12 protein-coding genes are annotated in these 14,085 nt (G+C 46.3%); 8 read left to right on the top strand and 4 right to left on the bottom strand.

What is annotated here, in order from left to right; genetic code table 11:
* Positions 1-159: 159 nt before the first annotated feature.
* From J0L70_RS31450 to hpsJ-A, 3 genes are read right to left on the bottom strand one after another with little or no spacing between them, the layout of a single operon-like run.
* Positions 160-816 (bottom strand): cyanoexosortase A system-associated protein, encoded by a 657-nt coding sequence (locus J0L70_RS31450; RefSeq protein WP_190649229.1) that lies wholly within the window; start codon positions 814-816, stop codon positions 160-162.
* Positions 813-1,676, bottom strand: coding sequence for a cyanoexosortase A (gene crtA, locus J0L70_RS31445; protein ID WP_287457272.1), 864 nt, complete (start codon positions 1,674-1,676; stop codon positions 813-815). Before crtA ends, J0L70_RS31450 begins: the two co-directional genes overlap by 4 nt.
* A gap of 4 nt (positions 1,677-1,680) precedes the next feature.
* Positions 1,681-2,550, bottom strand: a complete 870-nt coding sequence (gene hpsJ-A, locus J0L70_RS31440; protein ID WP_190649234.1) for an HpsJ-like protein, cyanoexosortase A-associated — start codon at positions 2,548-2,550, stop codon at positions 1,681-1,683.
* 197 nt (positions 2,551-2,747) lie between these two features.
* Here hpsJ-A and J0L70_RS31435 point away from each other — a divergent pair, with 197 nt between their 5' ends.
* From J0L70_RS31435 to J0L70_RS31405, 7 genes are all read left to right on the top strand, one after another.
* Positions 2,748-3,389: a YdcF family protein gene (locus J0L70_RS31435; RefSeq protein ID WP_190649235.1), complete on the top strand. Its 642-nt coding sequence runs from the start codon at positions 2,748-2,750 to the stop codon at positions 3,387-3,389.
* The gene (locus J0L70_RS31430) at positions 3,376-4,002 is read left to right on the top strand and encodes a WcaF family extracellular polysaccharide biosynthesis acetyltransferase (RefSeq protein WP_190649237.1); all 627 of its coding nucleotides are present in this window, start codon (positions 3,376-3,378) and stop codon (positions 4,000-4,002) included. The genes J0L70_RS31435 and J0L70_RS31430 overlap by 14 nt, the downstream gene beginning before the upstream one ends.
* A gap of 36 nt (positions 4,003-4,038) precedes the next feature.
* Complete coding sequence (locus J0L70_RS31425) at positions 4,039-4,830, top strand: DUF4114 domain-containing protein (protein ID WP_190649239.1); 792 nt, start codon at positions 4,039-4,041, stop codon at positions 4,828-4,830.
* A gap of 126 nt (positions 4,831-4,956) precedes the next feature.
* Positions 4,957-7,470 (top strand): EAL domain-containing protein, encoded by a 2,514-nt coding sequence (locus J0L70_RS31420; RefSeq protein ID WP_287457271.1) that lies wholly within the window; start codon positions 4,957-4,959, stop codon positions 7,468-7,470.
* Between the two features lie 883 nt (positions 7,471-8,353).
* Positions 8,354-10,852, top strand: coding sequence for an NACHT domain-containing protein (locus tag J0L70_RS31415; protein WP_287457270.1), 2,499 nt, complete (start codon positions 8,354-8,356; stop codon positions 10,850-10,852).
* Positions 10,853-11,278: 426 nt separating this feature from the next.
* A complete protein-coding gene (locus tag J0L70_RS31410) occupies positions 11,279-11,557 on the top strand; it encodes an IS1/IS1595 family N-terminal zinc-binding domain-containing protein (RefSeq protein ID WP_190647056.1) in 279 nt (92 codons plus the stop codon).
* Between the two features lie 52 nt (positions 11,558-11,609).
* Positions 11,610-11,813 carry a hypothetical protein gene (locus J0L70_RS31405; RefSeq protein WP_287457269.1) on the top strand — a complete coding sequence of 68 codons (204 nt, stop codon included), beginning with the start codon at positions 11,610-11,612 and terminating at the stop codon, positions 11,811-11,813.
* Here J0L70_RS31405 and J0L70_RS31400 read toward each other — a convergent pair.
* A protein-coding gene (locus J0L70_RS31400) for an IS1 family transposase (protein ID WP_502711041.1) occupies positions 11,770-12,470 on the bottom strand; the annotation gives its coding sequence in 2 pieces (ribosomal slippage) (positions 11,770-12,134 and positions 12,134-12,470; 702 coding nt in all). The genes J0L70_RS31405 and J0L70_RS31400 overlap by 44 nt on opposite strands.
* A gap of 6 nt (positions 12,471-12,476) precedes the next feature.
* Between J0L70_RS31400 and J0L70_RS31395 the strand changes: the two genes are divergently transcribed.
* Complete coding sequence (locus J0L70_RS31395) at positions 12,477-13,688, top strand: hypothetical protein (protein WP_287457267.1); 1,212 nt, start codon at positions 12,477-12,479, stop codon at positions 13,686-13,688.
* Positions 13,689-14,085 lie beyond the last annotated feature (397 nt).

The raw sequence follows: 14,085 nt of genomic DNA, 5'->3' as shown, positions 1-14,085 counted from the left end.
ACCTGATAGGCAGTGACGATGGGGTCTTGTGTGCGCTCATCGATTCTGTCCACCCGATTGTTCCTAGATTTCTGAGAGAATGAGGACTATTCTAAAGCCTGGGTAAATCTTTTAACAGAAGCCGCCTTAACGCTATCAAGGCTATAGCAACCGTCATGATTAATCCGATCTCCAACTCGAAACCAGTGTTTTCCAACTCTGTTCTAGCGTGGCATGGGTAAGATGAATGTTCTGTTCTACAACAGGAGTAGAAATTTGTATCCAAAAGCAGCGGCGTTCTAATAAGGGGCGTTGACTGATCAACCAATTGAGCCACTGCTCTGGCTGCAACGCTTGACGATAAGCATTTTGCCGAAACTGAGTTTGTGTCACTGTGGTATGCCCATTCAAGTTCAGACAGCTTTGGAGATAAGCTTGGTTCTGTTGCGTGAAGAGTCGATAAAAGCCTTGAGTAGATTGCCGATCTTCAAATGAAATTGGCGTTTTACCCCATGACTCATCCGTGTCCGCGATGAACTGACCGATATCTCCTTCCGTCTCAACAACATAACGAACAGCAATCTGTAAAGAGCGATCGCCTTGTCGATAAAGATAACGTTGTCCTGATACGATTCGATTGTATTTCGAGTTCGAGGGGGATGGTTCGATCGATTGAGTCTTCTGAGCTTCCCAACCGGGCAGAGAGAGATGATTGGGTAACGAAGCTTCGGGATTGGCTGGTGGAGAAGAGGTCGGTTTGACGACCACGTAGAGTAGCGTCAATGTTACGCTGAGGGCGATCGTTTTAAGAAAAACGGAGCGAGAATGCGAGGTCATGACGGATCAGAATCATTAGGAATTTTCTCATTTGCAACCGTTTCGCTCTCTTCTAGCAACCAGTGGCTAAGACAGGCAAAAGCAACGATCGCGACCGTTGAAAAGATTTGGCTACCTTGCTCTCCATGCCAATACTCAAAAGTTGAGCGGTTATCGATCGCAGTAACCATGAGGGCAACACGGAGTGTGACCAAAGCCCAAGCCAGTAGAATTGCAATCGGGAAGAGGTTGCGACATCGCCAGCCGTATACTGGAAAGACTAACTGCACAAGAATTGATAATTGCAACAGTAAAAATAAAATATTGATTCCTGTACAAGCGTATTCTACTCGCACCATTCCCTTCGTCGAAGCGATTTCGGTGCCTTTATAGATGACATTGAATCCGATGTAATGTAGAACAAAAGCAGTACTTTTAGCAATCAAAGCTTGAATTTTGCTCCCGATCGACCACTCAACAAATCGCTCTACACTACCCGGCGGAATAACTAAGGTCAAGATAATGAGTATTTCTCGCCAGTATTGGCGCAGTCGAAATCCAGAGGCAATCAATCCGAATGAGAGTGCAGCCCATGCTGGAAATAGGCGAATGAATTCGGGTTCTGCCTGTAGTAACGATAGGCTCTTGACCAAAAGTAACCCCATGAGTAATGCACCCAATCCGCTCGCGAATCGACTGCTTTGGAGGTGCAAATGAAATCGCTTATGCCATAAAAGCAACACGATCGCCATCCAAAACAGAACATTTAGCACAAACTGATCGGTACTTCCTGTCCATTTCCAAGTCAGCAAGAGATGGAGGAGAATTAATCCTCCTCCAGTGATCGCGAAGACTCGATTTGGAGAATGTTGATCCATCATAGTTCTAGCGACGACGGCGACGACGTGATGGAGGAAGCTTCTTCGCAATCGTAGGGTCAAGCTCTTGAGCCTTATCCTCATACGCATTGGCAAAACGCCGTCGTGCCCAGCCTGTTACATACCAAGTGTAGAGAAAGAGACATCCCGCAATTAGGGCTTCAAGAATCAGCTTGATGCTATTTTTAGTCAAGTTCTCTTTTACGTTTTTACGCGCTTCGGTTGCTTGATTTTCGGCAGTTTCACGCGCTTTTTGGAGATTTGATAAAATCTGTGCTTTCGCTTCCTCCGGGTTCTTCGGTGCATTCGGCAAGTTCCCTGTCTTCTGATCCGGGATTGGAATCAAATTTTGAAGCTGGGAAGAGTCTGCTTTCTCAAGCTGGCTTCTCGTATTATCTAATTGCAGCTTTTGTTGTCTAATTTGAGTACTGATCTGGTCATTGTTATAGCTACTGATTCGCATCGTGTTGATCACAGTTAATGGAATCATGAGGAGTAAAACAACACCAAACAACAACGTACTCCATGAAAGGGTACGGAGAATGGGGCGTTCGAGACGACGGCGCGCGGCTGTTTCACCATAGAACACTAACATAAAGGCAAGCATAGGCACAGGAACTAATCGAATAAGATCCCCTGTGATTCGATACTCCCAGACCGGATTGGTTAGGTTTAAGGGAAGTAAAATATACAGCAAATCGACAAACGAAATTGACAACAGCCCATAGCCAATGCTGCGCAAGACAGGCAGCGTTTTCAGGAAATAGATGCCGCTTGATGTGCTTTCAGTCGTGGGCATAGGAGAAGGAGTGGCAATTGATTCTCTGTCATCGCGAGGATCTTCAGCCGCACCTTGAGAATTTTGAGAAAGCGTCATAGTTCAACCTGAAATCACGTTGTTCTGATTCTAGGTAGAGCATGTTTGATATCGAGCGTATCTTGTTTGCAATTCAACGTATACAGAAATTAAACACCTACACAAACTCGATCGCAATCAAACTTATTCAACACTAGACATGAATTCGCTTATAGCAAACACTTTATTGCCGTTATGAGCATCGTTAATTTATGTCGATGTCTTTCTCGCTAGAAAAAATTACTGATGCTCATCAAGCTCTATGTAGACGATTGTGCTGGGCAGGCGCAATCCTTCTACTCGGACTTCTCAGCTACTTACCGATACGGCTGATAATTTCGACTCTACAAGCACCAAGTCCCCAGGCAATTTTGACATTAGGAGGGGGAGATGAGCGGGAGATCTTTACCGCAGAATTTGCGAAAACCCATCCTGATCTCAAGATCTGGATTTCGTCTGGAATGGATACGGAGAAAGCCGATCGCCTGTTTCAAGCAGCAGGAATTGATCGAACACGCATTGATTACGATCGCCGAGCTACGGACACGATTACTAACTTCACAACCCTGGTCGATGTGCTACAGCAGCATCACGTTCGCCATATTTACCTGATTACTTGTGATTTTCACATGCCGAGGGCAACCGCGATCGCGACCATTATTCTTGGACATCGTGGCATTCGTGTTACCCCTGTAGTTGTTCCTTCTCATAAGCCTCCTGAATCTCCCTTACGAGTTGGTCGAGACATTGTGAGATCAATCGTATGGGTATTCACAGGACAAACGGGATCTGGGTTTCGCTCTCAAGGTTTCATCGCTCAACTCAACTATCAAATTTTTGGTTCCAATGCTAAACGTTAATCTTGCCAACTATCACCCAGGCGACTACACAGCAGGTGCTCCTTTCTGGCAGCAACTGCTGTGGTATTTCATCGGCTCACCGATGGTTCAGAGTTACTGGTTGCCGTGGTCTTGGTTGAAGGTTAGCGTACTACGTGCCTTTGGTGCCACGATCGGGTGTCAGGTTCGGATTAAGCCGGGTGTTCGGGTTAAATTTCCCTGGCGGCTTACGGTCGGTGATGCTGTTTGGATTGGCGAGAATGCTTGGCTCGATAATCTCGCACCGATTACGATCGCGAGTCACGTTTGCCTATCGCAATCTGTGTATCTTTGCACGGGCAATCATGATTGGAGCCATCCCCACTTCAGCCTCAAAATTGCTCCAATCACGATTGAAACAGGGAGTTGGGTAGCAGCGGGTGCCCTGATTGGGCCGGGTGTCACAGTGGGTCAAGGTGCCGTTTTGAGTTTGGGAAGTGTTGCCAGACGATCACTTGATCCCATGACAATCTATGCCGGGAACCCAGCTTGCCCCCTGAAACAGCGCGTCATCCGTACTGACTCTGACAACGGCGATCTCAGCCATTCGCCCCACTGCGATAGAGAACCAGTCACTCTGACGAATTCCTTTTAATGCTTTGAGTTCATCAATTAATTAGGAGATTATTCTGTGACTTCAACTACAATTTCTGTTGGCCCTATTCAGCACTATGTGCCGGGTTCAACTTGGTTCGATCTGACTAAATACGATAATTTGGCAACCCAAGAGCGGGTTGCCGTCAATCTCTCGTCCAGTAACCTCTGGCTGGTTGACAGTAGCAAGCTCTTTTTGAGCAGCGATTATGCTCCCCGTATCGCCTTTCTGAATGAAGGAGCCGGGTATCGCTCTCCGATTCAGATCTCGGCAACTGGAAATACGCTAGGCGAAGCAACTGTCTTTTCTGATCTGTCTGGTATTGACAGTGTCTTGTCCTCGGCTAATGCCCCTCTAAGACGGGGAGACTGGGTTCAGCTCTCCGAACTGAGCGCTGGAACTCAGATCAACTTCTCTGTTATTCCCAATGGAGTCGTAAATCCTGGTGCTACGCCGCTCAGTACCGATTCTCAGACTAATCCTGTTAGTCCTTACAATCCAAGCAGTCCTGTTTTCTGGCTTGCTTATGCAGATCCGAAAGCAAACGTTCCCGTATTTATCCTTGGGTATGAAGACATTGCAGGTGCTGGCAGTGACAATGACTTTAATGATGGACTGCTTGTTCTGGATTTAGGTCTGGAAAACTTCAATCAAATTTTCAGTTCGGCTAACCTGGGACAGGATTCGACCATCAGTCTCAAAAACGCTCAACCTGTCCCAGTTCCTTTTGAAATGCATAGTAGTATCGGACTCATCCTGATTGCTGCACTTCTAGGACATAAACTTTGGAGCCGTTGGATTTCTGCTCAGCGGACTACACAGCGCTAATCATCAGAGTTGCCTGCAAGCAAGTTGAATCATTGGCTAAATTTCACCATTATTCAGAACCGCTGCCAGTTACCGGGTGTATTTGCTGTTAACCGTATTGGATTGTGCTTTCACAGATTGACAATTATGTTGCGATTTTTCACTGCTTTCGGACAAAATTTTCTTCGTCGGTTGAGACAGCTATTTCAACCAGAACAGCCTTCGCGATCGACCGCAGAGGTGCAACTGACGCTCGTGACTCAGTTCTATCCCCCGGATTTTGCTGCCACAGGGCAATTTATGGATGAACTTGCTCAGAACTTGTCGAAGCAGGGAATTGAGGCACAAGTCTTTACGGGACAGCCGAGCTATGCGTTTGATACTCAAACGGCACCTGATACTGAGTGGATGGACAAGGTATTGGTGCGGCGATCGCGTTTTCTAAGAGGGGGTTCTCGAAAGTGGGCAGGTCGGACTGTAAGCAGTTTGGCGTTTTGCGCTCATGCCATCTGGCACTTGCTCAAGCCAGAGCATCGCGGCAATGTCTTGCTGCTAACCAGTGAACCACCATTTTTGCAAGTAATTGGCTGGATGTTGAAGCTACTGTTCAACATCCCATTCGTGACGCTGGTGTATGATCTCTATCCCGAAGTCGCAGTCGAACTGCGCGTTTTGTCCCAAAATCATTGGCTGATTCGGTTTTGGGATGCTGTGAATCGTCGGGTGTGGAATGCCGCTGATGCCATCGTTGTTCCTTGCCATACGATGCGCGATCGCATTGTGGCAAAAGTGCCAGAAGTCGCAGATAAAATCACGATCATTCATAACTGGGCCGATCCAACTTGGATCAAACCGATCGCCAAATGCACAAATGCCTTTGCTCAAGAACATCAGCTTGTCGATACCTTCACGGTACTGTATTCAGGCAACATGGGACGCTGCCACGATATGGATACCATATTGGGCGCTGCGATCGAGCTAAAAAATGAACCTGTGGAATTCTTGTTCATTGGTGGAGGCCCCAAACAAGCAGCCGTAATGGAGCAGATCAAAGCATTGAAGCTAACCAATTGTCGGTTTTTGCCCTACCAAGACAAATCCTTGCTGCCTCAATCCCTAACCGCATGTGATTTGTCGTTAGTGAGCGTAGATACGGGCATGGAAGGATTAGTCGCGCCTAGTAAATTCTACTCCGCATTATCGGCAGGTCGCCCAGTGGCGATTATTTGTGAAAAGCATTCTTATCTGCGATCGCTAGTGGCAGATGCAAACTGTGGTGCTGCTATCAACAATGGGGACAGCAAAGGGCTCGCAGGCTTTATTCGGTATCTTGCCAAAGATCCAGAAATGACCCAGCGCATGGGACAATCAGGGTATCGCTACATTCAGGAATACTTTACTCCCTTCGCGATTAGCCAACAATACTACCGGATTTTGCGCCGCGCAGTGGTCAAGAATGCCGATCTGTCTGATGCTCTGAATCAATCTGAGTTTCGGGTCTACTACCAACCCGTTTTAGACCTACGGAGCGGCAAAATTTGGGGCTTAGAAGCCGTGGTTCGCTGGCAACATCCAACCCGTGGGCTGATTTGCCCAGCAGAATTTGTTCCGGCTGCCGAAGAAACCGGATTGATTATTTCCCTCGGATGGTGGCTTTTAGAGGAAGCTTGCCGGCAGCTACAATTGTGGAGATCGCAGAGTAATTACGATCTCAAGCTCTGCATTAATTTAAGTAGCCGTCAGTTTTTCCACCCAGACTTAATTCCTCAAATTGATCGTGCTTTGGCAACTTACCAACTTCCAACCTCTTGCCTGATGCTAGAAGTTGACGATCAAGTTGCGATGGAAGATGCTGCTGCGACTACTTCTATTCTACTCCAATTGCAAATTCGCCAAATTCCGGTTTGCATTGACAACTTTGGAGAAAGCTACACAAGCCTGGATTATCTCCATCGTTTTCCAGTTGCTGCTCTGAAGATTGCCCCATCTTTAATCGGACGTATTGGGCCAGATAAGGGCTTGTCGAATCTACTAGAAACGATTGTCATCTTAGCGAAGGATCTAAACATGCTTGCGATCGCAAAAGGAATTGAAACAGAAGAGCAACTCCAACGAGTCAAGGAAATTGGTCTCCAATATGGGCAAGGATTCCTCTTTTCTCCACCAGTCGATGCTGAGAGTGCAAGTGTGGTGGTGGATTCCTTACAAAGCGGCCTCTCTACTGTGCCCGACGCTTCCACTACAGAAATGATGCTTTCTCCCTCGTCTCAAAATGCCTCCCTGGTTCTGGTTGTCGATGATGATCGCTCCATGCGCTCCATTCTGAAAGGCATCATTGCAAAAGAAGGGCATCGAGTCATTGAAGCCAAAAATGCGGAAGAAGCAATCTCACTCTTTCAAACCCATCAACCGAACTTGATTCTACTGGATGCACTGATGCCGGATATGGATGGATTTCAGTGCTGTCAACAACTGCGGTATTTACAAAACTCATCGAATGATGGAGCGATCGCAGTTCAACCCGTTCCCATTCTGATGATCACTGCCTTGGATGATTCTACGTCGGTCGATCGCGCTTTTGATTCTGGTGCAACGGACTACATTACAAAACCCATTAACTGGGCTGTTCTACGTCAGCGCTTAAACAGATTGCTCAGTTAGCCATCAACGATTCATGAACAGCCATTGTCAATGAATCCTGTGCCGAATGTTTTGAGGAATTGTACTTTACAAAATCCCTCAAAACATTCGCGTTTATTCTAAAGAGTTTGACGAATTAAATAGGAATTACAAACTAAAAAACAAGCAAATTTGTATTAGTAGTTTTTTACTTATAGCTAACATTATTCTCTATTCAGACTACTCATTCAATCAATAAAATATACACTATCGATTTACAGCATGTTTAGACGCTATAAATGAGCATAATTTCACATTCAATTTCACATTTAATTCATATTTATTGTGGAACAGTTTGAGCAACCCAAAGCTAACCGAACACCTGATCTGCTTTCAGCGTTGAGCTTAGTCTGAAAGGGAGTAGGTACCTTTGATAAATATTAGTTAAACTGCTTTTCTATCTCATATTGTCAGCTTATATTTAACTCCACTTTTTACTTACCACTGAATATTTATCAATGACTTGAGAGAAATTACTGAAATTTCGCTTCCTGTATTTTTTACTTTTTTAAGCTAGCAAAGATATCAATAAAATTTTCAACTTTCATTTGATCTTTTTAATGATTTTCCGGATTATAAAGTCAATTGTATGGAAGGAGAATTAAGTGCCAACGCCCTACATCTTCATGAGGACTAAAAACACGATTGAATCGGTAGTACAATACCTATTCCTAGGGTAGTGCGATCGCGATATCGTGATATTTCTCTGACTCCTCGCGGTGTTCCTTGTTGCGATTAATTCATCTGTATCAATTGAGCTCGACCTTTGTTAAGCAAAGGGAATCCAACCTCACTTCTAATCCAAGAGCTGTTTCTAAGTTAATACAGCGATGAACCTTAGCAATGAACAGATAAAGGAGAACCTATGGCAAAGCGATCACTCAAAGCATCCAGTGCTGGCATCACAAGAGCAAAGCGTGCCTTTGAACGGCGTGAATGGACGCAGGAATATTTAGCGAGTGCAGTCGGGCTGCAAACTCGTCAGTCAGTCTGGAAATTTTTCTCGGGTCGTCCAATCGAGCGACATTTGTTTATTGATATTTGTTTTCAGTTAGATCTCGATTGGCAAGAGATTGCTGACCTGCCAAGTTGGGATGCTCCAGACGTGCAACCGATCGCTCAGGAAGAGATCTCCTCTACTCATACACCTCTAGAAATAACTCAAGAGCCGATAGAAATAGACGAATTTCCAAACTGGCAGTGGTTACAGGAAAAATTGTACGATCGGACTCAGCAACGCTGTAGTTCACTGCACACCATATTTAATGGCGAGAAGCCGCTAGAACAGCTCTATACTGATCTCTCATTATTGCCTGCTTTAACCTGCCATCGTTGGGTAGAAGCTACCGAACTCCAACAGCTTTATATTCGTCATCTATCGAATTCTCAGCAGTGTCATTCTCCAAGAAATACGAATCAGCTTCAGGACTCTACTCGAGATCTGAAACGGAGAGCCCAAGATCTCCTCGCTGAATCTCCTCATCTCTTAATTTATGGCAAGCCTGGGTCTGGTAAAACTACGTTATTACAATCTCTCGCATTACAACACCTCACATACGAGGATGCTTTGGCGCGAGTTCCCTTTTTCATTCCCTTGCGGCGGTTCACTGCTGAACTCAGTCGGTTACCGCATGAGGGTATAGAAAGCTTTTTATTTCAACAGTGCCAAGAAACAGGTCTGCGTTTTCCCGCATTCCAACAGATTCTTCGCGAAGGCAGAATCATTGTATTGTTGGATGGTTTAGACGAGCTTTCACAGAACGATCGCAACTGTCTTCATAGCGCTGTGCAGGACTTTTCTGAGACTTATCCTAACAATCGCATCGTGCTGACTTGTCGCTTAGGAGTTCCCGATATTTGCTATCGAGGATTTATGGCGGTGGAGTTAGCCGATCTCAGCGACGGTCAGATACAATGCTTTGTTCAAAAATGGTTTGCTGCGTTTGATACTGATCGCCAAGATAGTGCAGAGATTGCCCAACAGTTTGTAGACCATCTATTACAGCCTCACAATTATCGCTTACACGACATTGCCAAAACTCCCCTGCTTTTGCATGTGCTCTGTTGGGTCTTCCGGGAACAACAACTATTTCCCACACGGCGATCGCGCCTATATCAAACGATTTTGGAATTACTGCTGTTCCGTTGGGATCGCTTACGAAACATCGATCGAGAAGCCAGTTCAGTGCCACTAGAGCTGGCTGACTACATGACTCTTTTGAGCCAGATTGCTGAACTTCGCTTTGAGGTAGGACAGTACTTTTTTGAGAAAAAAGACATTCTCTCTGCGATCTTCGATTACTTAATACAATTGCCAGAAGTCTCTTCGAGCTATGAAGCACTGTTGTTAGAAAGTGAAGCTATCCTCAGAACCCTCACGGTTAACACAGGATTATTGGTAGAGCAAGCTCACGAAGTTTATTCTTTTTCTCATCTCGCCTTGCAAGAATATCTCACAGCACGACGAATTTTTGCACAGACCCGAACGAAACTTCCTTCGTCTACTATCGATTCAAGTTCATCTTGCTATCCAGAATTACTGCCTTCTCTCGCTCAGAAACTTCAGCGGAGTCGCTGGAAAACTCAGCATCCTTTCTACCATTTGGCAAGTCATGTTTTCGACTCACGGTGGCACGATGTCATTCTTCTGACGATTGATTTATTGTCGAATAGTGAGTTGCTGTTAGAGTTACTGAAACAACAGGTCGATCGCTCAGTTCAATCCAACGTAAATCTGCGATCGTTCTTGCAATGGCTCGATCAAAAAGCCTCTGCGCTCTCTTCTTCCTCGCATTCCATGAGTGCATTACGTGCCTTTTACTACAGTTGCAACCAGGATTTGGAATTCGTTCTTGCCACCAAGTTGGATGAAAGTCTACTCACTAAACTCCCTCCAAACTTGGCATTAGAAGCAAGACTAAGTCAGCTTTCGCACAATATTGATCAATTTCTAGAGTCTCCAGAACCGCAACAAGCACAGTGCATCTCTTCCATGCTGAACCTGAAGCATCCGTTATTAGAGCCGTCTATCTATGTAGCCTTCAACCAGGCTAGGGAAGTTTTCCGAGCGGCTGAACAACAACCAATCCAGCTAGAACTGTGGTGTCGAACTCAGGGGATTATCTGGGCAGAACAACTGAGAGAGTTATTGATGCAAATCTGTGATCTGGGTTGCGAGTGGAAATTTACGTCAGAACAACATCAACTCAAGTCCTATTACTGGGCTAATGTATTTTTAGTTGATTGTCTACATCGAGCCAATTCCCTTTCTAGTGAATTCCAGAAAACCTTTAAAGCAAAACTGTTATCACTGCGGGAACTGCGCCGAGTTGATCTTCAGATTTTCTCTTCTCGGGCTGGTTAACTGCTAGAACTGAAGGAGGAAAGTAAATTCTTAGAGAAGTATTGTATCTTTAAGAATCCCCAAACAATTAGAGATAGTGCGTCAAACTAATGTGGGATAGGTAGAAATATCGTACCAAGCCCAAGCTCGCGATGTTCATCCTGCTCGTTGTGCTGCGGTGGATTTGAAGCAGCTATGCTGCCAGATCTAGTTAAAGTAGCTCACGACTAACCGAGTCGTGACTTTCGTTTGTTGATAGTGCATTAAATTAATGTGGGGTTGGTAGATATGCCGCGTCAATTACAAACCGGGTTCGCGACAATTATACTGAGATGCGATCGCTGTATATTTGCAAGGATTTGAGCATTTGTTCTAATTGACGCGAAGCCCAAAAGTAATTGACGCGGCACAGTAGAGTAGAGGTGGATCTTCACAGGAAGCCAATCGATGGAATGTCCTCTATGCGGTCACGCTAAAGCTTATAAACATGGCAAGATGCCCAACGGTCATCAGCGCTATCTGTGTCCTGCTTGCAATCAAACGTTTTTGGAGAACTTTGACAGTCTTTACTACCGCCGTCATGTGAGTCCAGAGCAAATTCGGCAAGTGCTACAAACCCACAGTGAAGGCAGTTGTCTCCCGTCAATTACATTGGCACACCCACGAGATGCGCAACGAGATACAAAGTGTAACGCTGGATTGCTGTCGATGAGCGGATCAGAGTGAGATCGCCAGAAAAAGGAGGTAGCGATATTCAGAAGCATGGAGGCAAGCTACAATGTCCGAAATCATGCTCAATTCGACCGAAGCCGGGATTGAACTGACGAGTCATCCAGATGACAATCCCGCTACACCGCCTTGGTTAGCAGAAGTGCTGTTGTTGGGAGAATACTGGCGCACCACTGGACTACTCGACCGATTGCAACAGGCGTTGCACATTAATAGGATGGTGACCCAGGAATCGGAACAGTTCCTAGCTTGAGATAGTGCAACAGCAACCGAATCGAATAGCGCAACATCTCCTTTGACTTGGAATAGCAAAATGTTTTGCGGTGCAGTCGAGCCAGATAGTGCCGTAACCGACTATTTTCTCCTTCCACACGAGTCATTGCAACCTTACTCACCAAGTGGTCAAGGTCATCAATGAAGCATCGATAGACTGGATAACCATCGGTGATGTAGAGGAAACATCCCCAACACCGCAGCACCAACCACAGTTTCCAAAATGTCGCTGCACTGCGGTCTCCTAGCACCCACGCCAAAATTCCAGCTTCGTGTCCATTCACCGCTGTCCAAATCCAGATTTTGTTTTTTTTGATCCGACAAACGTTTGCAACTCATCGACTTGGGCAAGTTTTGGAATCGTTTGGCTTTGGGGGGCATCGGTGAGCGCCATCCCAGATTGTCTCACCCAGTTGATCACAGTATTGTGACTAACCCCGGTTGAGCGCTCAATTGCTCGAAAACCCATGCCATTGACATACAAAGTCAGACAGTGTTGTTTGACCTCATCCGAGTAGCCTTGCACTGAGTAGGACTCAATAAACTGCCGCCTACAGGACTGACAGCGGTAATTCTGTTTGCCGCGACGATGACCATTCTTGGTCACAGCAGTAGAGGAACAATGGAGACAGTTCATGTCCTCATGATCGATCTCATCCCATTAATGTGCAACGCCTTGCAACAGCAGGTCAAGGTCAGTCGAGGGCGCATGGGACAGTACGAAGTTTGCGATTTTGTCCTGTTGCTCTTAGCTTATGCTATCAGTGGAGTCGAAACACTCAAAGAGTTTTTTGTGCAACTTGCCAGTGTGGAATCTGTTGTCTTATCAGTGTGGCAACGGCAGCAATGTCCAGTAGCATCAACCGTATCGCGGTTTCTGAGCGCAATCGAAGGTCCGAGCGTCGAGCAACTGAGAACGTTGTTTGAAGCAGATTTACTCGAACATGGGTTTGATTGCGACCACAACGGCGGACTGCTAGATCGAACTGGAGAACGATATTGGGTGTTTGATGTGGATGGAACGCATCAAGTGGCACAGCAACGATCTGTGACCCAGCAAGAGAACTATCCGAGCGTTCGACGACGCAGCCAAGCAGCAGTCCGACCGGGCTACTTGGGACGCAAACGTGGAGAAGGCATTCGCACTCGGAGCGCAGTTAGTCAAGCGCATACGACCGAGTGGTTAGGCACATTTGAGTCTGCTGGAAATGGCACACCTGGACCCGATTTAGATCGTGCCTGTGAAGTGATCCAGCACTATTTGCAGCACTATAGTCTATCGGGAAGCAAAGCCATTGTGCGCTTGGACGGCTTCTACGGGACTCCCCAATTCGTGAATCGAATGCAACATCATCAATTAGGCTATCTCCTTCGTTGTCGGGACTATTCCTTACTCAAACAGCCTGCGATTCAGGCTCGATTAGCTCAACTGCAAGCTCAGGCGTGGTTCCATCCAGAAAGCCATACCGTTCGTGATGTCTTTGATTTGGGCTTTGTTCAAGACGCTCTTGCAGGCTACACCTGTCCGGTTCGGCTACTGGTCGTCCGCACCCCTTATGATCCAAAACGAAAGCCACGAGTCGGTAAACGGGTGAAAGAATGGGTCTATGAGTTGTTCATCACAGGGCATTCTCAAGGCGGTTTGAGCGGGACGGATTTGTTGAGTCTTTACTATGGTCGGGGTGGGTTTGAAAAAGTCTTGGGCGATGAAGATCACGAGCAACCTTGCGACCGTTGGTGTAGTTGGCACCCACCTGGACAAAAGTTTTGGCAGATTCTCAATCAGTGGGTGTGGAATTGGCGACTGTGGATGGGCAATGCCAATGATCCTCAATCGGTGCGCCAAACGCCTTGAACCGAAGCAATAGAAGCAACGGCGGCACCAGATCAAACGATAGCTCCACCAGAACCTTTAACACTGTCTGAGAAAACTCGTGTTCCTCATCCACCAGAAACAGATCGCGACTATGCTCCGATGCAAGTAGCGCCCAGTTGGGCACGCAGTCGCGGGAAGTTCTCAGGCAGCGATTTTACGATTGTGAATGAGCGCACGCTGCGGTGCCCGGCAGGTCATACCAAATCTCCAAAATATGACTACAGATGATATAACTCAGATGTAGCATTCCGTCAGCGACGATGGCAGGCGTTTACAAGCTAGAGATTCAAGAAAGCGCTGAAGAACTGAAACAACTACTCAGGGCACAAACCACGGCGACAGGTAAAGAACGGCTCCAGGTGCTGTATCTGTTGCA

Source organism: Leptolyngbya sp. UWPOB_LEPTO1 (genome assembly GCF_017302695.1).
Taxonomy (GTDB): Bacteria; Cyanobacteriota; Cyanobacteriia; order Leptolyngbyales; family Leptolyngbyaceae; genus Leptolyngbya; species Leptolyngbya boryana.
This window is presented reverse-complemented; position numbering and strand designations above follow the sequence as displayed.

Coding starts and splice junctions, on each gene's coding strand:
- J0L70_RS31435 (WP_190649235.1), top strand. CDS start 2,748: ATGTCTTTCTCGCTAGAAAAAATTACTGATGCTCATCAAGCTCTATGT.
- crtA (WP_287457272.1), bottom strand. CDS start 1,676: ATGATGGATCAACATTCTCCAAATCGAGTCTTCGCGATCACTGGAGGA.
- J0L70_RS31410 (WP_190647056.1), top strand. CDS start 11,279: ATGGAATGTCCTCTATGCGGTCACGCTAAAGCTTATAAACATGGCAAG.
- J0L70_RS31450 (WP_190649229.1), bottom strand. CDS start 816: ATGACCTCGCATTCTCGCTCCGTTTTTCTTAAAACGATCGCCCTCAGC.
- J0L70_RS31430 (WP_190649237.1), top strand. CDS start 3,376: ATGCTAAACGTTAATCTTGCCAACTATCACCCAGGCGACTACACAGCA.
- J0L70_RS31420 (WP_287457271.1), top strand. CDS start 4,957: ATGTTGCGATTTTTCACTGCTTTCGGACAAAATTTTCTTCGTCGGTTG.
- J0L70_RS31405 (WP_287457269.1), top strand. CDS start 11,610: ATGTCCGAAATCATGCTCAATTCGACCGAAGCCGGGATTGAACTGACG.
- hpsJ-A (WP_190649234.1), bottom strand. CDS start 2,550: ATGACGCTTTCTCAAAATTCTCAAGGTGCGGCTGAAGATCCTCGCGAT.
- J0L70_RS31395 (WP_287457267.1), top strand. CDS start 12,477: ATGATCGATCTCATCCCATTAATGTGCAACGCCTTGCAACAGCAGGTC.
- J0L70_RS31415 (WP_287457270.1), top strand. CDS start 8,354: ATGGCAAAGCGATCACTCAAAGCATCCAGTGCTGGCATCACAAGAGCA.